Genomic DNA, 20607 nt, shown 5'->3' with positions numbered 1-20607 from the left:
TTGTTTTATAAAACTTCTGATCTCACATAGGAGATTATGATAAGGTATAAAGTATAGATTTAAAATGATTGTGTCACAACTTCATTACTACACTTTATTGTATAAGATCCATTAATATAATGTTATACAGTACAATCATTCGAAATACTACTTGTATTTCAATTGATAAAGTGGGAAAATATATAAGTCTATAATTAGATTTTTTAAAGGAGGTGAATCGACGTGGAAAACTTCGACAAAGTAAAAGATATCATCGTTGACCGTTTAGGTGTTGACGCTGAAAAAGTAACTAAAGAGGCATCTTTCAAAGATGATTTAGGCGCTGACTCACTTGATATTGCTGAATTAGTTATGGAATTAGAAGACGAATTTGGTACTGAAATTCCTGATGAAGAAGCTGAAAAAATCAACACTGTTGGTGACGCAGTAAACTTTATTAATAGTATCGAAAAATAATAAAAAAAATATCTGAGTCGTTGAGATGACGGCTCAGATTTTTTATTGATTTTAAACAGAATTTATATTGTAAGATAATACTGCTATAGCGATTTTTACTAGATATATAGATGGTAAATACAGTAGACAGTTTTTTCTTTAGTTTTATTGTATTTTCACGTAAAATATAAAGGTATTAGTACTTTAGCATTAAATCTGAGGAGGAAATAGATTGACCAATTATAAAAAAATAGAAATGGTTAAAGCATTTGAAAAAAAATTTGCGCAGAAGATGCAAGAATTAGACTTGAATTTTAAACAAATAGAATTATATCAGCAAGCATTTTCGCATTCGAGTTTTATAAATGATTTTAATATGAATCGTTTAGAGCATAATGAACGATTAGAATTTTTAGGAGATGCGGTATTAGAATTGACGGTTTCACGTTATTTATTTGATAAATATCCAGAATTGCCAGAGGGTAATTTAACAAAAATGCGTGCAACAATTGTTTGTGAGCCTTCACTTGTAATATTTGCGAAAAAAATTCAAATCAATGAACTTATCTTGTTAGGTAAAGGTGAAGAGAAAACAGGTGGCAGAACCCGTCCCTCACTCGTATCAGATGCATTTGAAGCATTTGTAGGTGCATTATATTTAGACCAAGGTTTAGAATCTGTGTGGAAGTTTGCAGAACAAATTATTTTTCCGTATGTCGAAGATGAAGAACTTGATGGCGTTGTTGACTTTAAAACCCAATTTCAAGAATTTGTCCATAGACAAAATAAAGGTGATGTCACTTATCGTTTAATTAATGAAGAAGGACCAGCGCATCATCGTTTATTTACTTCTGAAGTGATTTTAGAAAATGCTGCAGTAGCGGAAGGTAAAGGGAAGACTAAAAAAGAATCCGAACAAAAAGCAGCAGAAAGCGCATATAAATCAATGAAAAACAAAGCTAAATAACTTTGTTATAAAACAATATGATAAGAAGTGAATCATATATTGTTAAAACCTTCGCAATAGCAATGTAGTTAATTAAGAAATATATTAGCCTTCAGGTTAATACATGGGTATTTCTAAACTGTGAAACAGCAAGGAACACTTTAAAGGAGAATAGCATGGTATATTTGAAATCTATAGATGCCTTTGGGTTTAAATCGTTTGCGGAGCACACAAATGTACAATTTGATGAAGGTGTAACAGCAATTGTAGGACCTAATGGTAGTGGGAAAAGTAACATAACAGATGCAATAAAATGGGTGTTAGGTGAACAATCAGCTAAATCACTGCGTGGTGCTAAAATGGAAGATATTATTTTTTCAGGCGCAGAACATCGAAAAGCTCAAAATTATGCAGAAGTTAAATTGAAATTAGATAATAGCTCCGGCAAGTTACAATTAGACGCGACAGAAATCGTTGTAACACGTCGATTATACAGAAGTGGTGAAAGTGAGTATTATCTTAATAATGACCGTGCAAGATTAAAAGATATTATTGATTTGTTTCTAGACTCAGGTTTAGGAAAAGAAGCGTTTAGTATTATTTCGCAGGGACGTGTAGATGAAATACTAAATGCAAAACCAGTGGATAGAAGACAAATATTAGAAGAATCTGCAGGAGTTTTAAAATATAAAAAACGCAAAGCTGCCTCTGTACAAAAGCTCGACCAAACAGAAGACAATCTTTCAAGAATACAAGATATTCTATATGATTTAGAGGGACGAGTTGAACCATTAAGAGAAGAAGCAGCTATTGCTAAAGAATATAAACATCTTTCCAAAGAAATGGAAAGAAGTGATGTACTTGTAACGGTCTATGATATTGAACAATATAGTAAAAATATTCATGAACTTGATGATAATTTAAATAATTTAAAGAGTCATCAAGCTACAAAAGATGCAGAGAAAGTACAATATACACAAGCATTAAATAAATATAAATCTGAAAGACAACAACTTGATGAACATATTGAATCATTAAATTTTCAACTTGTTAAAGCGACAGAAGAAGTTGAAAAGTATGCAGGACAACTTAACGTGTTAGAAGAACGTAAGAAAAATCAATCACAAACGAACGCACGTTTTGAAGAAGAACAAGAAAGTCTTAAAATACAAACAGAAACCTTAAACAAAGAAAAGATAGATGCACAAAATCAAATAGATAAATTAAAAAACCAACAAAAAGAGTTAAATGAAAAAATTCAATACTTTGAATCACAACTCTATGTCAGTGATGAACAGCATGACGAAAAATTAGAGACAATCAAAGATGAATATTATCAACTTATGTCTGAACAATCTGATGTAAATAATGACATTCGCTTTTTAGAACATACCATTCAAGAAAATGAAACGAAGCAATCCCGTTTAGATAGTAGGTTACTAGAAGCCTTTGAACAACTGAAGAAAATTCAAAGCGACATCAATGAAGCTGAAAAGCAAACCGCGACGACTCAAAAAGAATTGAAAAATGCTGAGCAACAGCTCAATAATTATGAAAAAAAATTAACACAACTTAAACAGCAACAGTCTGAGTACGAAGAAAAATTGCATCAAGCGTATCGATTTAACGATAAATTAAAATCTCGTATTGATAGTTTGGCCACGCAACAGGAAGAATACAGCTATTTCTTTAATGGTGTAAAACATATACTTAAGGCTAAAAATAATAAACTTTCAGGGATACGTGGAGCGGTTGCTGAAGTAATTCAAGTGCCATCCGATTTAACTAAAGCAATCGAAACTGCACTTGGTGCATCACTACAACATGTGATTGTAGATTCGGAAAAAGATGGTAGACAGGCAATTCAATATCTAAAACAAAACGGTTTGGGTAGAGCGACATTTTTACCACTCAATGTGATTCAACCTCGCCAAATTGGTAATGAAATTATGAAAACTGCACAAAATAGTGAGGGTTTTATTAATATTGCTGCACAAGCAATTGAAGTAGAATCAGATTATCAAAATGTAGTTCAAAATTTACTTGGTAATACAATAATTGTAGATGAATTGAAAAATGCCAACGAATTAGCACGTAAAATTCGTTATCGTACGCGTATTGTGACTTTAGAAGGGGATATCGTGAATCCTGGTGGCTCAATGACGGGCGGTGGAGATCGTAAATCTAAAAGTATTTTAGCTCAAAAAGATGAACTATCAACGATGCGTGCACAATTCGAAGATTATCAACAGCAAACAGTAGCATTTGAAAAACAATTTCAAAATATTAAAAATGAGTCAGATCAACTGAGCGAAAAATATTTTGATACAAGTCAACATTATAATGCTATTAAACAAAATGCTCATAATTATGAATTAGAACTAGACAGATTACGTAAAAGTGAAGCGCATTTAAAAGACGAGCATGAAGAGTTTGAATTTGAAAAAAATGATGGTTACCAAAGCGAAACAAGTAAGCAAACACTTGATGATAAAAAACAAAGATTATCTAAAATCAAAACACAACTACAAAAATTAGAAGATGATATCAATCTTTATACAAAACTTTCTAAAGAAGGTAAAGAAAGCACAACGCAAATCCAGCAACAATTACATCAAAAGCAATCTGATTTGGCAGTTGTAAAAGAACGTTTAAATACTCAGAAACAAACTGAGTCAAAAATTGCAAAACAACTTAATGATGTTATTGTGCAACATCAAAAATTAGAAGAGCAAATTAAACTCTTTAATTCAGATGAAATGACCGGCGAAAAAGCATTTGAAACGATTCAATATAATATGGAACAAAGTAAAGACGAAAAAGTAAAATTATCTCAAAATATAGAAGACGTTAAATCGCGTAGACTCGAATTGAATGATACAATTGAAGTGACAGATCAAAAACTTCAAGAAGCCAATCAAGATATTCTTTCTATAGAAAATCGCTATCAGGATATTAAATCAGAGCAGTCCCGTTTAGATGTATTAATTAATTATGCGATTGATCATTTGAGCGAAGATTATCACTTAACATATGAACGTGCGAGTGAATTATATGATTTAGATGAAGATATAGACGTTTTACGCAAAAAAGTAAAATTAACTAAAATGTCTATTGAAGAGCTAGGACCAGTTAATTTAAATGCGATTGAACAATTTGAAGAAATTAATACGCGTTTTACATTTTTAGATGAACAACGTGCAGACTTAAGAGCAGCGAAAACAACTTTAGAACAACTTATTGAAGAAATGGATCAAGAAGTGAAAGATCGTTTTAAAGAAACATTTCATGCCGTTCAAGGATATTTTTCAGATGTATTTAAATCATTGTTTGGCGGAGGCCAAGCAGAACTCCGCTTAACAGATGATGACTATCTATCTGCAGGAGTAGATATCATTGTGCAACCACCTGGTAAGAAGTTACAACATTTGTCACTACTTAGTGGTGGAGAACGTGCCTTGAGTGCCATTGCATTATTATTTGCGATTTTAAAAGTTCGCTCGGCGCCATTTGTTATCTTAGATGAGGTTGAAGCGGCGCTTGATGAAGCAAACGTGATACGCTATGCACAATATTTAAAAAATCTATCAGACCAAACTCAATTTATTGTGATTACACACCGTAAAGGTACAATGGAATTCTCAGATCGCTTATATGGTGTAACAATGCAAGAATCTGGAGTTTCCAAACTAGTAAGTGTTAATTTAAATACGATTGATGAAGTGATTAAGGAGGAACAAACATGAGCTTTTTCAAACGATTAAAAGATAAATTTTCAGCACCTTCAGAAGAACAAAAGCAACAACTTGAAGAATTAGAACAACAAGACGGAGAACAACAAGGTGAAGCATCACAAGATAGAGAGGACGAAACTCAAGATAAACCAGCGAAAAAAGTTAAAAAATTAAAAGAAGCTGACTTTGATGATGATGGTTTAATCTCTATTGAAGATTTTGAAGAAATTGAAGCACAACAGCTCGGTGCCAAATTTAGAGCCGGTTTAGAAAAATCGCGTGAGAATTTCCAAGCACAACTTAATAATTTACTCGCACGTTATCGTAAGGTAGATGAAGAGTTCTTCGAAGCACTAGAAGAAATGTTAATTACTGCAGATGTTGGATTTAATACTGTGATGCAACTTGTAGAAGAATTACGTGAAGAAGCACAACGTCGCAATATTACTGAAACAGAGGATTTACGTGAAGTTATTGTTGAGAAAATTGTTGAAATCTATCACCAAGATGATGATAACTCAGAAGTGATGAATATAGAAAATGAAGGATTAAATGTAATCCTTATGGTCGGAGTGAATGGTGTTGGTAAGACAACAACAATTGGTAAATTAGCGCATCGTTACCAAGCTGAAGGCAAAAAAGTAATGCTTGCTGCTGGAGATACATTCAGAGCCGGTGCAATTGAACAACTTAAAGTATGGGGCGAACGCGTCGGTGTTGAAGTGTTGAGCCAAAAAGAAGGTTCAGACCCAGCTGCAGTAATGTATGATGCAATTAACGCAGCTAAAAGTAAAAACGTAGATATTTTAATATGTGATACTGCAGGCCGTTTACAAAATAAATCCAATTTAATGAATGAATTAGAGAAAGTTAAACGAGTTATTGGACGTGCTGTACCAGAGGCACCTCATGAAGTTTTACTTTGTCTTGATGCAACGACAGGTCAAAATGCATTGTCACAAGCAAAATCATTTAAAGAGGTTACAAACGTTACAGGTATTGTATTAACAAAATTAGATGGTACTGCTAAAGGTGGTATCGTATTAGCAATTCGTAATGAACTTCATATTCCAGTTAAATACGTAGGTTTAGGTGAAAAATTAGATGATCTCCAACCATTCAATCCTGAAAGCTATGTGTATGGGTTATTCGCTGATATGATTGAGCAAAATGTCGAAGAAGCACCTGAGTCAAATCAGAATGAAGCAGAAATTGAAGGTAATTCAGATGAGTCAAAATGATTTAATTAAAACGATACGTATGAATTATCTGTTTGACTTTTACCAATCATTATTAACAAACAAACAAAGAAACTATTTAGAATTATTTTATTTACAAGATTATTCTTTAAGTGAGATTGCTGACACATTTGATGTGAGTCGCCAAGCAGTGTATGATAATATAAGAAGAACTGGCGATTTAGTGGAAGATTATGAAGAAAAATTAGGGTTATACCGAAATTTTGAACAAAGACAAAAAATATATGAACATATGAAACAGCACATAAATGATCCAGAAAAAATAAAACAATACATTCAAGCACTTGAAGATTTAGAATAAAAGTATATAAAGGAGGGTATTTGATATGGCATTTGAAGGATTATCCGATCGTCTGCAAGGAACGATGCAAAAAATCCGAGGCAAAGGTAAAGTTACTGAAGCAGATATTAAATTGATGATGCGTGAAGTAAGATTAGCATTATTAGAAGCCGATGTTAACTTTAAAGTGGTAAAGGAATTTGTCAAAACTGTATCAGATAGAGCTTTAGGTTCAGATGTTATGAAATCATTAACACCTGGACAACAAGTCATCAAAATTGTACAAGAAGAACTTACCCAACTTATGGGAGGGGAAAATGCTACGATTAAAATGGCTAACAAGCCGCCAACTGTAGTGATGATGGTTGGTTTACAAGGTGCTGGTAAGACTACCACTGCTGGTAAATTAGCATTATTAATGCGTAAACAATATAATAAAAAACCATTATTAGTAGCAGCAGATATTTATCGTCCTGCGGCAATTGATCAATTGCAAACAGTAGGTAAACAAATCGACATTCCAGTTTATAGTGAAGGCGATCAAGTTAAGCCACAACAAATCGTTGAAAATGCAATCGCACATGCAAAAGAAGCGCATTTAGATTTTGTTATTATTGATACTGCTGGTCGTTTACACGTTGATGAAGCGTTAATGCAAGAATTAAGCGATGTAAAAGAAATTACGAAACCAGATGAAATTATGTTAGTTGTCGATGCAATGACTGGTCAAGATGCTGTGAATGTTGCAGAATCTTTTGATTCTCAATTAGAAGTATCTGGCGTAACATTAACAAAATTAGACGGTGATACACGTGGTGGTGCTGCACTTTCAATCAGATCAGTTACTCAAAAACCGATTAAATTTGTAGGTATGAGTGAGAAACTAGATGGGTTAGAAGCATTCCATCCTGAACGTATGGCATCTCGTATATTAGGTATGGGAGATGTATTGAGTTTAATTGAAAAAGCACAAACAGATGTGGATGAAGATAAAGCAAAAGACTTAGAAAAGAAAATGCGTACATCTTCGTTTACATTGGAAGATTTCCTAGAACAATTAGACCAAGTTAAAAGTCTAGGGCCACTTGATGACATTATGAAAATGATTCCTGGCATGAACAAAATGAAAGGCATTGAAAATATGAATATGGATGATAAACAAATTGATCATATTAAAGCCATTATTCAATCAATGACACCTAATGAGCGTAACAAACCTGAGACTTTAAATGTTTCTCGTAAAAAACGTATTGCTAAAGGTTCAGGACGTTCAGTGCAAGAAATCAATAGATTAATGAAACAATTCACTGATATGAAAAAAATGATGAAACAATTTTCCGGTGGTGGCAAAGGCAAAAAAGGCAAACGCAAACAAATGGAAAATATGATGAACGGTATGAACTTACCATTCTAAAATCATAAATTTTGTATAACTATAAATAAAAAACCAGAACAACGACTTGTAACCAAATCGTTGTTCTGGTTTTTTCGTCAACTATATTATTTGTAGAATGATTAAAATTTTTCTAACCCCAGATGATCACGGAAAGTATGACCATTATAAGTTGTTCTAAATAAATTTCTTTTTTGTAATTCTGGCACAATCAATGCTACGAAATCCTCTAAACTATCTGGAAAGACAGGCGGCATCAAATTAAAACCATCGGCTACACCACTTAGTAACCAGTACTCCATTTGATCTACGATAGCTTCAGGAGTACCAATCAATGTGAAATGCCCACCACCAGCATTTAAGTAACCAAGTAGTTCTCGTACAGTTGGATGAGTATCACGAATGATTTCCAATATTGTTTCGTAACGTCCAACTGGTCCTGTGAAATCTTCTACAGGAGGCAGGGGAGGCACGGGTTCATCTAACGCCCAGTTTTGACAATCTTGTTGAATAAAGAAACTTAATTGTTTTAATGCAGTTTCCACAGGTAAGGCTTTGTCTAATTTTTCTTTCTTAGCATAGGCTTTTTCGTAAGTTTCAGCGACATATGTAACTAGACCGGGAAAAATTTTGATATATCTATTACTGTTTTGTGATAATTGTAATTGTTGATCTAGCTTTTCTCGAAAAGCTTGTGCTTGTTTAAAGTTCCAGGATACTGAATACACTGCATCTGCATATTGAGTTGCCAAAGCAATACCTTGTGAAGATGCGCCAGCTTGCATAGCAACTGGACGACCTTGTGGACTGCTTGGTGTTGTTGATGGTCCTTTAACTTTGAAATGTTTACCATGATGATTAATAGCATTAATGTAATCATCATTAATAATTTTTTTGTTCTTTCGATCATGTAGAAAATGTTCGTTATCCCAAGATGTGAATAACTGATTCATCACTTTTGCAAATTCAGCAGCAATTTCATAGCGTTCATTATGATCAGGGAGCATTTCCATACTGTGATTTAAGGCTTCTAAATCTGTCATAGAGGTGACAAGATTCCAACCTATACGTCCATGTGATACATGATCTAGACTGAGCAATTGTCTAGATGCAGTAAAAGGGTTTGAGAATGTACTTGAAATTGTTGCGACAAGTCCAATGTGTGTTGTCACATGAGCAATAGCAGATAAACTGACGATAGGATCGAACCAAAATGCTGGCATATCAGTAGAAGATTTTGCAGGAAAAGATTGATTATCAGCGAAAAATACTGCGTCGAATAGTCCTTTTTCAGCAAGTTGAGCTAATTCCTGATAATAAGTAATTTCACCAATACGATTCACACTAGAATTCGGCATTAGCCACGCAGCTTGGTGATGACCACAAGCATATAGTAAAACGCCAATATTAAGTTGTTTTTGATTTTTATCAGACATAGAAAGCACCTCCTAATTATAATTTTTTAATTCATCGTTAAGCCACCATCTACAGTGAAATTTTGTCCAGTTATACCGTTTGCTTGTTCAGAAGCTAAGTATGCAACCATGTTTGCAATGTCTTGTGGTGAAGTCACACGCTTAAGCGGTGTTGTTTGTGCGATCATGTCAAATACTTCAGGCGTCGTTGTAGCACTTGCGTCAGTTGTTTTTAAGAGGCCTCCTGACACCACGTTGGCTCTAATGCCAAATTGACCAAGTTCAGCAGCAATATTACGAGTAAAACCAATTAATCCAGCTTTTGCAGTTGTATATTCATGATAAGGTACAACAGGATTTTGATATAAATTTGTACCGATAGAAATAATAGTACCTTGCTGTCTTTCTAAAAATTGAGGCATGACACTTTGTGTTACATTGAAGGCAGCTTTTAAAGTACCATCTATTTGTTGTTGGTAATCAACCCAGGTTAAATCTTTAAATGATTTTTGCTGTGTAGGATCAAATTTAAAACCTACGAGTGCATTGTTAATTACGACATCAATTTTTCCGAAATATTGAGTGGCCTGTTCAATTAAGCAATCAATATCATCTCTATTTGTGACATCAGCTTGAATAGCAATTGCACAATCTGAGCCGATATCAGAAACAAGATCTTCTGCTAACGATTTATTTTTGTAATAATTGATTATAATATTATACCCTTGTTGCGATAATGTTTTTGCAATCGTTGCACCTAAACCTCTACTACTACCAGTTACTAAAACAGTTTTATTCATAACTTTCACTCCTAAAATTTTAAAAAATTCAAATTAAAAAAATACACAACCCTCACTATAGAAAGTTGTGTATTAGAAATGATAAAATAGTGATATTGTAAAAAAGGCAAGATTGCCCCTTGAATATATGATATAAAATCTTTCACACTTTCCTCCGCTAGTTTCAGCTAGATCAGGTTCAAAGGGTTTGAGTTGTACTCATCTCAGTTAAAAACACCCCTAGTGCATGCGCTTATTTAATTTAGTCTCAATGTATAGTTTTTAAATATAGATGTCAAGAGACTTAAAATAACATAAGGTATATCATAGTTGTATAAAGTGCATGAAAAGAGGAAATTGACAAAAGCGCGTAGTTTACAAGGTAATTGATTAGAAAAAAATGTTTTTTAAAATTGGTAAAGGATAACCTCTTTACAAATATCGGAAGAACTGGTATCATTATTTCTTGTAGAAAATAAATACTTATGAAATTAAAAGGAGAGAATATAAATGGCAGTTAAAATTCGTTTAACACGTTTAGGCTCAAAAAGAAATCCATTCTATCGTATCGTAGTTGCAGATGCTCGTGCACCACGTGACGGTCGTAATATCGAACAAATCGGTACTTACAACCCATCTAATGTGAAAGCACCAGAAGTTAAAATCGACGAAGAATTAGCACTTAAATGGTTAAAAGACGGTGCTAAACCGACTGATACAGTTCACAATATCTTATCAAGAGAAGGTATTTTGAAAAAATTCGACGACCAAAAATAAGTTTTAAACTTATTAAACAAATATAGTATTTGTAAGAGTACCGTTTTAGGTGCTCTTTTTTTAATGAGAAATATTATAATCAGTGCTTTAAAATAGTTGAGAATAAGAAAATTTTCTAGTGAGGAATGTATTACTATGTTAGATTTATACATGTTATAATAATTAAATAATACATAAAAATTACACAACACTTATAAGATACATTTATCGGAGGCACATATATGAAAGTTGAAGTTGGAAAAATTGTAAATACACATGGTATTAAAGGCGAAGTAAAAATAAAATCTAATTCTGATTTTACAGATAAACGTTTTCAACCTGGGGAAATAGTTGAAATAGCACGTAAAGATAAAGCACCACTTGAATTTAAAATTGCTTCATATCGTATGCATAAAGGACTGCATATGCTTACGTTTGAAGGTATCAATAACATTAATGATATCGAGCACTTAAAAGGTGAAACACTTTTACAAGAACGTGATCATGAAGAAATAGAGCTTGGAGAACATGAATTTTATTATTCAGATATCATTGGCTGTACCGTTTTTAATGAAGATACTCCAATTGGTCGTGTGATTGAGATATTTGAAACAGGTGCAAACGATGTGTGGGTAGTCAAAGGCGACAAAGAATACCTCATTCCTTATATCGCGGACGTGGTCAAAGAAATTGATGTAGAAGGTAGACGTATACAAATCACGCCTATGGAAGGATTATTAGATTAATGAGAATCGACTATTTAACATTATTTCCTGGTATGTTTGAAGGTGTTTTAAATCAATCTATTTTAAAACGCGCTCAAGAAAAAGATTTGTTACAAGTAAATACAGTGGATTTTAGACATTTTGCTGAAAACAAACATAATCAAGTGGATGACTACCCATTTGGAGGCGGTCAGGGGATGGTGTTAAAGCCGGAACCAATATTCAATGCAATGGATAGTATTGAGCGAACAGAAGACACAAGGGTCATTTTAATGTGTCCTCAAGGTCGCCCATTTACTCAAGCAATTGCTAATGAACTTAGTCAGGCAGAACACTTAGTATTTATTTGCGGGCATTATGAAGGCTATGATGAAAGAATCCGTGAACATTTAGTCACTGACGAAATTTCAATGGGGGACTATGTATTGACTGGTGGCGAGCTACCAGCGATGGTAATGACAGATGCGGTAGTTAGACTTTTACCTGGTGTTTTAGGTAATCAACAATCTCACATGGATGATTCCTTTCAAGATGGTTTACTAGAGTTTCCACAATATACACGACCACGTATATATAAAGATTTGAATGTACCAGACGTTTTATTATCAGGTAACCATGCACACATTGATCACTGGCGTCATGAACAGAAAATTTTAAGAACATGGGAAAAACGACCGGATTTATTAGAACAGTATCCGTTGACTAAAAAAGACCAAGAAATTATAGAAAGATATAAAAAGCAATTGAAAAAAGATTAGTAATATGCTAATATATTTTAAGTGTGCGACACACGAAAATCACTATGGTCCGCTGCTATATTTTGTCTAGGTAAGAACATAGGTTGAAGGAGAGAAAAATAATGAGTAATCACAAATTAATCGAAGCAGTAACTCAATCGCAATTACGCACAGATATACCTTCATTCCGTCCAGGTGACACTTTAAAAGTTCACGTACGTATTGTTGAAGGTACTCGCGAACGTATCCAATTATTCGAAGGTGTAGTTATTAAACGCCGTGGTGGAGGAGTTTCAGAATCTTTCACTGTACGTAAAATATCTTCAGGTGTTGGTGTGGAACGTACATTCCCATTACACACTCCAAAAATCGAAAAAATTGAAGTTAAACGCCGTGGTAAAGTACGTCGTGCTAAATTATACTACCTACGTGAATTACGTGGTAAAGCTGCTAGAATTAAAGAAATTCGTTAATCAGCAAATTAGACATAAAAAAGCGATTCCCAATGGGAGTCGCTTTTTTTGATACATATATATAACATAAGCTGCATCAGGTTGTCCTGCTAGAAACACAATTTTAGTCGACGTTTCTAGCAAATCTAAGTAGCTCATTAAAGAGGTTGAGACAAAGTACATGTCTCAGCCTCAATTATTATATTGGCAGTGGCTGAATGGACTGAAAATGCGTTTATATCAAGCTTTTAAAGAACTACTACTTCATTTTTGAAGACAAGTAGTTCTTATGCAAGTGCTTCAGCCCTTGTATTCAACTTTACAGTCAGCTTTGCCGGGGTGAGACGACGAAATCTTGTTAGAAAAGTTAGATTTCTGTTTCATTCCCTTTATCGTGCTTAATTCTTTGGTTTAATCCATTTCGTGAATCCAATACTCAATATAATACCTAGAATACTTAAAACGACCAAGATAGTTGTATGGGGTGGCATATACTTGAGTTCGATTTTTTCTTGTCCTTTTTCAACTGGAATTACGGTCATAATGCCATTGCCTTGTTTTACAGGGAGTGTTTTATCATTGGCATACGCCTTCATACCATCACGATATGCCATTGGTAAGACAAGATAGCCTTCGTCATTTTTGTCTTTTTTAATTGTATAACCAGAACGTTGTTCAGACACTTGTACATTATCTAACTGTTTAGATGCTTTATTTAAAGTTTCATAGTTTTCACCGTAAATGCCTTTAATATTAAAACGATATTTACCTTGTGACAATTTAACTCGTAGTTTTTCATCTGCTTTTACACGCATTGTAACAGGCGTGACAAACCGGCGATATTTATAAGTCAATTCATTACGACCTTGATTGTATTCGTTCACACCGACGTCATGTTGCTTGTCAGGACTTAATAGTTCAACATCCATTTCTATATACATATCTTTGTATTTATTTGCAATGGAGGATGGCAGGGTGTAAGTTATGCCACCTTTGTCTTTTGTCACTATAAGCTTTCCGTCTTTATCCCTATGTGCATTATTTAATGAGGTAGAGGTTTTGCCCAATAAATTCTCATTAGCCTTAAATTGGCTGTTAGGTTTAGCATCTTTATCGTTGAGCACGACACCTTGCAACATTGCTTGTTCTTTATCAAGCGGTGATTTAAGATCTTTTGGATCATACACCTTGTTGGTTATATGAGCACTTGGATATTTAATTTCGTTTGTTGAATGAATAAATGACTCATTTTTTGAATGATGAATCGTATCTTTAGGTTCAAAACCGAAAGACATATTCGAATCATCTGGTCGACGTATACGATCATTAACGTTCCATAATGCCATTAAATTCGCTCTGTTTGATAATAATCGATAAGTACTATTTTTATCAGTATGCATATTAATTTGTAATGTCTGATCATAATATTTTAATATGTCACCATCAAAAATACTTGAATATAAAGCAATACCATTAAAATGATAGATCATTGGTGAATTAAGACCATATTGCGACATATAATCAATTCTACTCAGTGGATCGTCATTATGCTGTTGATTGATTTCAGATATTTTCTTGGATAAAGCAGGACTTTTGTATTTTGAAGCATGCATAGCTGATTTTGTGGATTCATAGTTCCTCACATTATTAAAGTGAGGATTAGAAAGAATCATACTTTGTTGAACGATAAATAATACTAATAATACGGCTAATGGCCAACGTTTTTTCAGTAGTGACCTTTTAAATAAAAGTATTCCAATAAAGATCATAATAATGAGACAAGCGAGCATCCAAGTCATTTTTTCTTTCTCAACTATAATTGTCATGATTGACATAATCAGCAAGGCGGGTACACATGCTAAGATATAAGACTTGAGTTTTAATTCTGAAATGTGTTGAATAAATAACGCGATTAATGCTGCAGTGGCGAAAGCAAATATGTAAACCCATCTGCGTTCGGGTGTCGAAAAACCATTAAACATACTATCAAAATAGGGTGTCAATGAACCAACTAACATAATCCAAGTCATAATTGCAAAAAACCTATAATAATAATGTCTATATAACTTAAATGATAGCAATGCTACCATAGCGATAATTGAAACAGTGATATAAAAGCCGTTGCTAAAAAAGTGTTTTTGTCGTGCGAAATCTGTAAACATATCTATTTTAAAATGTGGATTACTTACTCTATCATTGTTGAAAAACGAAGTAACCCCAGTATAGAACCCCCAAATACTGACTAGTGTACTTAATACTATTGCTACAGGAATAATCCATAATTTTTGCTTGCGAGTTACGATATCACTCGGGTGGGGGAACACTAATCTATAAAAGTAATATGCAAAGAGTACAAGAGATTCATAATAACTAAAATAGAAATTTGAAAATAAAGTTAGAGCTACAGCAAAAATAAATAGACCTATTTTCTTTTCTCTATAAAATCGTTCAATAGCCAATAAGGAGAGTGGAAGAAAAATAAGCAAATCTCCATAATATGACCAGGTAAAATTAAAATAAATTACTACTGTTGAGGCCCCATATAACATAGAAGCCAGAAAAACAGCATGGTTTTTAAATTTTATATATCTAAAATAGTAAAAGGCTAGTACGAACGTTACTACACCTTTAACAAAAGCAACAATCAGTTGGTTACTTGCCCAATATGTTATGTTACTTGGATTACTATTAAATAACACTTCTGATAGCCAAACAAAAATAAAATTAACCAAAGTAAATGGAGAAGTAGCATAATAATAAGCTAAATCTTTTACATAATCGCCACCTAATCCAAATGAATGATCATAAAAACTTTTGAATTGGCTAAAATGTTCATACAAATACATTTGAAATGGCATCATTTGCCTATAGCCATCACCACTCCCACTAAATACGATACCTTCAGTTAAATAACGAAAGATATATGGTGTGAATGTTAGTAAAGCAACGCCTATACCTAGCGCAACGATACAAATAAATCTTGTAACTTTGTGGGCCCAAAGATTACGAAACATAGTCATACCTCATCTCTGACAAACTCCTTTTAAATATTAATTTGAATTGCGCTGTGGTTTTTTATTTTTGTGAATGCACCAAATCACACTCAAGATGAAACTTATGACTGAAACTGCGATCATAGTATACCAGTATTGTGGTCTGTATTTAATTGTAATTTCACTGCTATCCTTATTTACAGGCACACCTGTCATCATATAATTTACTTTTAAAGGTTTTACTTTTTTACCATCCACGTATGCAGTCATACCTTTTCTATAAGGAATATTAATAGAAGCAATGCCTTTCTTATGGCGACCTAATGTTACTTTAATGCCATTTTTAATATCTTGATAATGACCCGCATTGTTCTGTTTGCTATATGCGGTTTCAAGCTTTTTATAATTTTCTCCATGTAAACTTTGTAATTCAAATTCATAATTACCACTAGGGCTAAGTGCAATGTTTATATTACCATTTTCATCTGGTTGCGTTCTATAAAGTTGTGTGTCAACCCCAGTACGATAAGTAGAATTGTTGAATAACCGATTGTTCGAATAACCGTTTATATTTACAGAAAAATTGCTGTCAGGTTTACCTCGTTTAACTTTTAGCGTCACGTAAAAATCTTTATATTGTGATCTAATGTTTTCTGGAACATGGATTTGTACTTGACCCTGTTTATTATTGTTAGGAATATATATTTTTTTGTCTGTTTTACGATTCATGTTTTGATAGGTAATTTCGGTTTGATTTAATAAGTTTTTAGCTTTATCTGTGTATGTTTTACCCTCATTATTTAAAATTATTCCATCAATCATTGCATGTTCCCTATCTATAGGCTCTTTAAGCTTTTGTGCATCAAAGACTTGATCTGAAACACGCACTGAAGGCAAGTTTAAAGTGTTTTCATAGATTTGGTATTGTCCATCTTTTTTAACTTTTTTGAAATGTGCAGGCACGTTATTTTGGTAATCTTTTAACATTAAATAACGAACAGATAATAAACTATTAATGTTTTGTCTGCTATTCGTTGATTGGTATCTACTTACAGATTCTTCTTTCATGTTGATTTTCAAATCATCGTAATAATAATCAAGTATATTGTGGTCAAAAATACTTGAATAAAGACTCATTCCTTTAAAATGTTGATACATCGGTGTATTATCTTGCTCATTAACGCGCCAATCAATGCGCTCATCTTCAGATTTTCCTTTTTTCATATCAGAAACTAACTGTTGCTGAAGTGGCGTGTCAAAGAGACTTGCATTTACATAATAGCTATTTGCGCGTTGAACATGATCATCAAAATAAATTTGGTTGCGTATAAATACGACAGACACTAAAACAGAAAGTATCATAATAGACAATATAAAGAAATGCGTTAATTTGGTTCTTATTTTAGGTTCTTTAACGAAAAGTATGAGTAAACCAATCATGCTGACTATAGGGATATACCATAGCCACGAAACAAACTTGTCATATTGCCAAGCACTTGCAAAGACAAAACCTAAAGAGACTAAAGAGGATAATATGTACGTTTTTAAAGATAAGGTTCTAAAATATTTTACATAAAGTCCTATTAAAATAGCCGAATTAAAAGCGATGAGGTAGTGCCAACGTTTTTGTGGTGCTGAAAAGCCATTAAATACTTGATCCACAAATGGTAGAAAACTAGCACAAATTGAAATCAACGTAAAAATCGAGAATAATTTGAAATAAAAATGCTTATATAACTTGAATGATAGCAATGCTTGAAGTGTTAAGAAAAGTATGACGATTAAATAATTGTCGTAAAATATATTTGTGTTTTGGTTAAAAGGTTCAAATAAGTCTACATCTCCATTAAAAGGGATGCGTCTATTATTAAAGTAACTTTGTATTGCTGGGAAAAAGAAAAACAAACTACAACCTAATGCAATTAATGCTGAAATACATAATGTCATAAATGCATTGAATCTAGTTACGAGATCATTTTTATGTTTGAAAATCATTCGAGCTATGAAATATAAAAGTCCTGTTAATAATTGATAATAGGCAAAATAAAAATTATTAATTAAAGAAATAGTTACGATAATAATAAAGAAACCTGGTTTACCACTTTTTAAGAAGCGTTCGATTGACCATAGTAATAATGGTAACCATATAAAAACATCACTAAAAAATGGCCAATAAACAGTGAACCTAAAATAAAGTGGTGACATTACAAAAATAAATGATGCTAATACAGCCACTTTGCGATTGTGTGAAATATAGTGAACATAGATAAATGTTGCTATCATTGCTATAGCAGATTTAATTATAGAAACGACTAAGGCATTTGTCATCCAAAACATCACGTCAGAGGTATCCATTGGGATGACTATTTTAAGTAAGACAATAATAATGACGTTCAAAATAAATATAATATTTGTTGAAAAGTAATAACTTAAGTCAGTGAAAAAGTCTCCGCCCAGACCAAAGTCAGAAGCATAAAACCAATTGCTATGACTCCAATTATCAAATAAATACATTTGAATTGGCACCATTTGTTCCATACCATCATTAGGCCCTGTAAATAAAACGCCATCATGGATAAATCTATAAATAACATAACTGTGTCCAATAACAGCCAGTAATAAGAATAAACATGTGTACAAAAATTTACGCTTCATAAACGACTCCTGTATATGTAATAAATATAATTCCATTGTAACGATATTTTATGAATTTAGATAAAAATAACTATTATTTATTTAGAAAAATATAATTCATTAAGTCTTAAGCGTTTTAAAAGTTAAAGAGGATAAATAAAAATCAGTAGAATTTTAATCGTTTTTAAAGATTTAAACGTGGTGTCTAAAATAATTTGAAGTATATTACTAAATAATGTTGTAAAATTAAAGTTAATGAGATAATAATGACATTATTTTATTTATATCGTTATAGGTGACGTGTTATGATTTTAAAGTCAAAGAATAGAAAACGAAATTAAAGCATAAGTATATAATTAAAACTTTTAATTAAATAGAGCGTAAATAGAGAAAGGTGATGTATATGGTAATTCAATGGTATCCAGGCCATATGGCTAAAGCAAAAAGAGAAGTATCCGAGGAGTTAAAGAAAGTAGATGTAGTGTTTGAACTTGTAGATGCACGTATCCCGTATAGTTCAAGAAATCCAATGATTGATGAAGTAATACAACAAAAACCACGTGTGATCATTTTAAATAAAAAAGATATGGCAAATTTAAAAGAGCTAGTAAAATGGGAAAAATATTTTAAAGGCAAAGGCTTTTATCCTGTTGCAATTGATGCAAAACACGGCAAGGGTTTAAAACTCGTAGAGCAAGCAGCAATAAAAGCAACAACAGAGAAATTCGAGAAAGAAAAGCAAAAAGGATTAAAACCACGTGCGATTAGAGCAATGATCGTTGGCATTCCTAACGTTGGAAAATCAACATTAATTAATAAATTAGCAAATAAATCTGTTACTAAAACGGGTAATACACCAGGTGTAACGAAACAACAACAATGGATTAAAGTAGGGAAATCATTACAATTGTTAGATACGCCAGGTATCTTATGGCCTAAATTTGAAGACCAATTAGTTGGTAAGAAATTAAGTATCACTGGGGCTATCAAAGATAGTATTGTGCATTTAGATGAAGTAGCAATTTATGGCTTAGAATTTATGAAAGCACATGACTATGAAGGGTTAAAGGAACATTACAAAGTTGATGTGCCAATCGACGCAGAGAACCTAGAGTGGTTTGATGCTATAGGGCGTCGTCGCGGATTATTAAGACGTGGTAATGAAGTCGATTATGAAGCGGTTATTGATTTAGTTATACATGAAGTGAGAAATGCCAGAATCGGTACGTATACTTTTGATATCGCTAGTGAAATGGACGTGTAAATAATATTTATGAAACAAACTATTCAAGAAATTAAATTATTGTTGCAAGATATTCACTCGTTAGAAACTTTAAAAAATCATTCTGTTAACGACGATGATCGTAAGGGTGTACAAAATGCGATTGTTTCTAGAAGAAAACAATTGGAAAAAGTTCAAACATTACTAGAAAATTATAAAGTGATGTCTCATTATGAAAATGAAATACTAGCTGATGATGACAAAGCGTTAATTTGTGGCATAGATGAGGTGGGGAGAGGGCCGTTAGCTGGTCCTGTTGTTACTTGTGCAGTCATTTTAAATAAGAATCACCATTTCACAGGCTTAAATGACTCAAAACAACTCTCTGCAAAGAAAAGAAATTTTTTAGAAACGCAATTATTATCAGAAGTATACGCATACGCGTATGGTGTGGCGACAGTTGAAGAAATTGATCAAATTAATATCTATGAAGCAACTAAATTGGCAATGAAAAGAGCAGTTGAGGCTTTATCTGTTAAGCCTACACATTTACTGATAGATGCGATGACACTAGATGTAGATATTCCTCAAACATCATTAGTTAAAGGAGATGCCAAAAGTGTATCTATAGCAGCAGCAAGTGTGTTAGCCAAAGAACATAGAGATAGATATATGCGCGAACTTGCAGTTAAACACCCAGGTTACGGCTTCGAAAAAAATGTTGGGTATGGCACTCAACAACATTTAAATGGTATAAGTCAGCACGGCATTATAAATGAACACAGAAAAACTTTTGAACCAATTAAATCACTTTCAAATTAATGGTAAAAAACAAAAGATTTAAATA

16 protein-coding genes and 1 riboswitch are annotated in these 20607 nt (G+C 32.9%); of the genes, 12 read left to right on the top strand and 4 right to left on the bottom strand.

The genetic code is table 11. The annotated features are described in order from the left end of the window. Positions 1-222 precede the first annotated feature (222 nt). From ACP3TL_RS06050 to ffh, 6 genes are all read left to right on the top strand, one after another. Positions 223-456, top strand: a complete 234-nt coding sequence (locus ACP3TL_RS06050; RefSeq protein ID WP_002507883.1) for an acyl carrier protein — start codon at positions 223-225, stop codon at positions 454-456. Between the two features lie 235 nt (positions 457-691). Further along, positions 692-1402: a ribonuclease III gene (gene rnc / locus ACP3TL_RS06045; protein WP_370736906.1), complete on the top strand. Its 711-nt coding sequence runs from the start codon at positions 692-694 to the stop codon at positions 1400-1402. Between the two features lie 155 nt (positions 1403-1557). Next, the gene (gene smc / locus ACP3TL_RS06040) at positions 1558-5127 is read left to right on the top strand and encodes a chromosome segregation protein SMC (protein WP_069832880.1); all 3570 of its coding nucleotides are present in this window, start codon (positions 1558-1560) and stop codon (positions 5125-5127) included. Continuing rightward, the gene (gene ftsY / locus ACP3TL_RS06035; protein WP_069816071.1) at positions 5124-6356 is read left to right on the top strand and encodes a signal recognition particle-docking protein FtsY; all 1233 of its coding nucleotides are present in this window, start codon (positions 5124-5126) and stop codon (positions 6354-6356) included. The genes smc and ftsY overlap by 4 nt, the downstream gene beginning before the upstream one ends. Next, on the top strand, positions 6343-6675 hold the full coding sequence (locus ACP3TL_RS06030; protein ID WP_069832879.1) for a putative DNA-binding protein: 333 nt from the start codon (positions 6343-6345) through the stop codon (positions 6673-6675). The genes ftsY and ACP3TL_RS06030 overlap by 14 nt, the downstream gene beginning before the upstream one ends. 25 nt (positions 6676-6700) lie before the next feature. Continuing rightward, positions 6701-8068 carry a signal recognition particle protein gene (ffh, locus tag ACP3TL_RS06025; protein ID WP_069816067.1) on the top strand — a complete coding sequence of 456 codons (1368 nt, stop codon included), beginning with the start codon at positions 6701-6703 and terminating at the stop codon, positions 8066-8068. Positions 8069-8169: 101 nt separating this feature from the next. Here ffh and ACP3TL_RS06020 read toward each other — a convergent pair whose 3' ends face one another. Together ACP3TL_RS06020 and ACP3TL_RS06015 are read right to left on the bottom strand one after the other, a co-directional pair. Then, positions 8170-9483: an NtaA/DmoA family FMN-dependent monooxygenase gene (locus ACP3TL_RS06020; protein ID WP_277575817.1), complete on the bottom strand. Its 1314-nt coding sequence runs from the start codon at positions 9481-9483 to the stop codon at positions 8170-8172. Between the two features lie 26 nt (positions 9484-9509). Then, entirely contained in the window at positions 9510-10262 is a 753-nt protein-coding gene (locus ACP3TL_RS06015) for a 3-oxoacyl-ACP reductase (protein WP_069832877.1), read from the bottom strand. Between the two features lie 132 nt (positions 10263-10394). Next, a riboswitch (TPP riboswitch) is annotated at positions 10395-10493 on the bottom strand. A 258-nt stretch (positions 10494-10751) separates the two neighbouring features. On the opposite strand from ACP3TL_RS06015, the gene rpsP reads away from it, so the two are divergent. The 4 genes from rpsP to rplS all read left to right on the top strand — a co-directional run bounded on the left by rpsP (position 10752) and on the right by rplS (position 12932). Next, entirely contained in the window at positions 10752-11018 is a 267-nt protein-coding gene (rpsP, locus tag ACP3TL_RS06010) for a 30S ribosomal protein S16 (protein WP_069816061.1), read from the top strand. A 221-nt stretch (positions 11019-11239) separates the two neighbouring features. Next, complete coding sequence (gene rimM, locus ACP3TL_RS06005) at positions 11240-11743, top strand: ribosome maturation factor RimM (protein WP_069816059.1); 504 nt, start codon at positions 11240-11242, stop codon at positions 11741-11743. Continuing rightward, complete coding sequence (gene trmD / locus ACP3TL_RS06000; RefSeq protein ID WP_069816057.1) at positions 11743-12480, top strand: tRNA (guanosine(37)-N1)-methyltransferase TrmD; 738 nt, start codon at positions 11743-11745, stop codon at positions 12478-12480. The genes rimM and trmD overlap by 1 nt, the downstream gene beginning before the upstream one ends. Before the next feature lie 101 nt (positions 12481-12581). Next, the gene (rplS, locus tag ACP3TL_RS05995) at positions 12582-12932 is read left to right on the top strand and encodes a 50S ribosomal protein L19 (RefSeq protein ID WP_002507872.1); all 351 of its coding nucleotides are present in this window, start codon (positions 12582-12584) and stop codon (positions 12930-12932) included. A 377-nt stretch (positions 12933-13309) separates the two neighbouring features. Here the strand turns inward: rplS and ACP3TL_RS05990 are convergent, their stop codons facing one another. Together ACP3TL_RS05990 and ACP3TL_RS05985 are read right to left on the bottom strand one after the other, a co-directional pair. Further along, positions 13310-15925 (bottom strand): YfhO family protein, encoded by a 2616-nt coding sequence (locus ACP3TL_RS05990; protein WP_069832876.1) that lies wholly within the window; start codon positions 15923-15925, stop codon positions 13310-13312. A 36-nt stretch (positions 15926-15961) separates the two neighbouring features. After that, a complete protein-coding gene (locus tag ACP3TL_RS05985) occupies positions 15962-18559 on the bottom strand; it encodes a YfhO family protein (RefSeq protein WP_285336710.1) in 2598 nt (865 codons plus the stop codon). Between the two features lie 382 nt (positions 18560-18941). Here ACP3TL_RS05985 and ylqF point away from each other — a divergent pair, with 382 nt between their 5' ends. Beyond that, positions 18942-19802 (top strand): ribosome biogenesis GTPase YlqF, encoded by an 861-nt coding sequence (gene ylqF / locus ACP3TL_RS05980; RefSeq protein WP_285325580.1) that lies wholly within the window; start codon positions 18942-18944, stop codon positions 19800-19802. 9 nt (positions 19803-19811) lie between these two features. Then, complete coding sequence (gene rnhB, locus ACP3TL_RS05975) at positions 19812-20582, top strand: ribonuclease HII (protein ID WP_069832873.1); 771 nt, start codon at positions 19812-19814, stop codon at positions 20580-20582. Positions 20583-20607: the final 25 nt, after the last annotated feature.

The organism is Staphylococcus caseorum, from assembly GCF_049943195.1.
Lineage (GTDB): Bacteria > Bacillota > Bacilli > Staphylococcales > Staphylococcaceae > Staphylococcus > Staphylococcus equorum_A.
The sequence above is the reverse complement of the archived record's forward strand: the minus strand, read 5'-3'. Positions and strand labels throughout refer to the sequence as shown.

Excerpts from the sequence above, each read along its gene's own strand:
- rnc (WP_370736906.1), top strand. The coding sequence starts at position 692 with ATGGTTAAAGCATTTGAAAAAAAATTTGCGCAGAAGATGCAAGAATTA.
- smc (WP_069832880.1), top strand. The coding sequence starts at position 1,558 with ATGGTATATTTGAAATCTATAGATGCCTTTGGGTTTAAATCGTTTGCG.
- ftsY (WP_069816071.1), top strand. The coding sequence starts at position 5,124 with ATGAGCTTTTTCAAACGATTAAAAGATAAATTTTCAGCACCTTCAGAA.
- ACP3TL_RS06030 (WP_069832879.1), top strand. The coding sequence starts at position 6,343 with ATGAGTCAAAATGATTTAATTAAAACGATACGTATGAATTATCTGTTT.
- ffh (WP_069816067.1), top strand. The coding sequence starts at position 6,701 with ATGGCATTTGAAGGATTATCCGATCGTCTGCAAGGAACGATGCAAAAA.
- ACP3TL_RS06020 (WP_277575817.1), bottom strand. The coding sequence starts at position 9,483 with ATGTCTGATAAAAATCAAAAACAACTTAATATTGGCGTTTTACTATAT.
- ACP3TL_RS06015 (WP_069832877.1), bottom strand. The coding sequence starts at position 10,262 with ATGAATAAAACTGTTTTAGTAACTGGTAGTAGTAGAGGTTTAGGTGCA.
- rpsP (WP_069816061.1), top strand. The coding sequence starts at position 10,752 with ATGGCAGTTAAAATTCGTTTAACACGTTTAGGCTCAAAAAGAAATCCA.
- rimM (WP_069816059.1), top strand. The coding sequence starts at position 11,240 with ATGAAAGTTGAAGTTGGAAAAATTGTAAATACACATGGTATTAAAGGC.
- trmD (WP_069816057.1), top strand. The coding sequence starts at position 11,743 with ATGAGAATCGACTATTTAACATTATTTCCTGGTATGTTTGAAGGTGTT.
- rplS (WP_002507872.1), top strand. The coding sequence starts at position 12,582 with ATGAGTAATCACAAATTAATCGAAGCAGTAACTCAATCGCAATTACGC.
- ACP3TL_RS05990 (WP_069832876.1), bottom strand. The coding sequence starts at position 15,925 with ATGTTTCGTAATCTTTGGGCCCACAAAGTTACAAGATTTATTTGTATC.
- ACP3TL_RS05985 (WP_285336710.1), bottom strand. The coding sequence starts at position 18,559 with ATGAAGCGTAAATTTTTGTACACATGTTTATTCTTATTACTGGCTGTT.
- ylqF (WP_285325580.1), top strand. The coding sequence starts at position 18,942 with ATGGTAATTCAATGGTATCCAGGCCATATGGCTAAAGCAAAAAGAGAA.
- rnhB (WP_069832873.1), top strand. The coding sequence starts at position 19,812 with ATGAAACAAACTATTCAAGAAATTAAATTATTGTTGCAAGATATTCAC.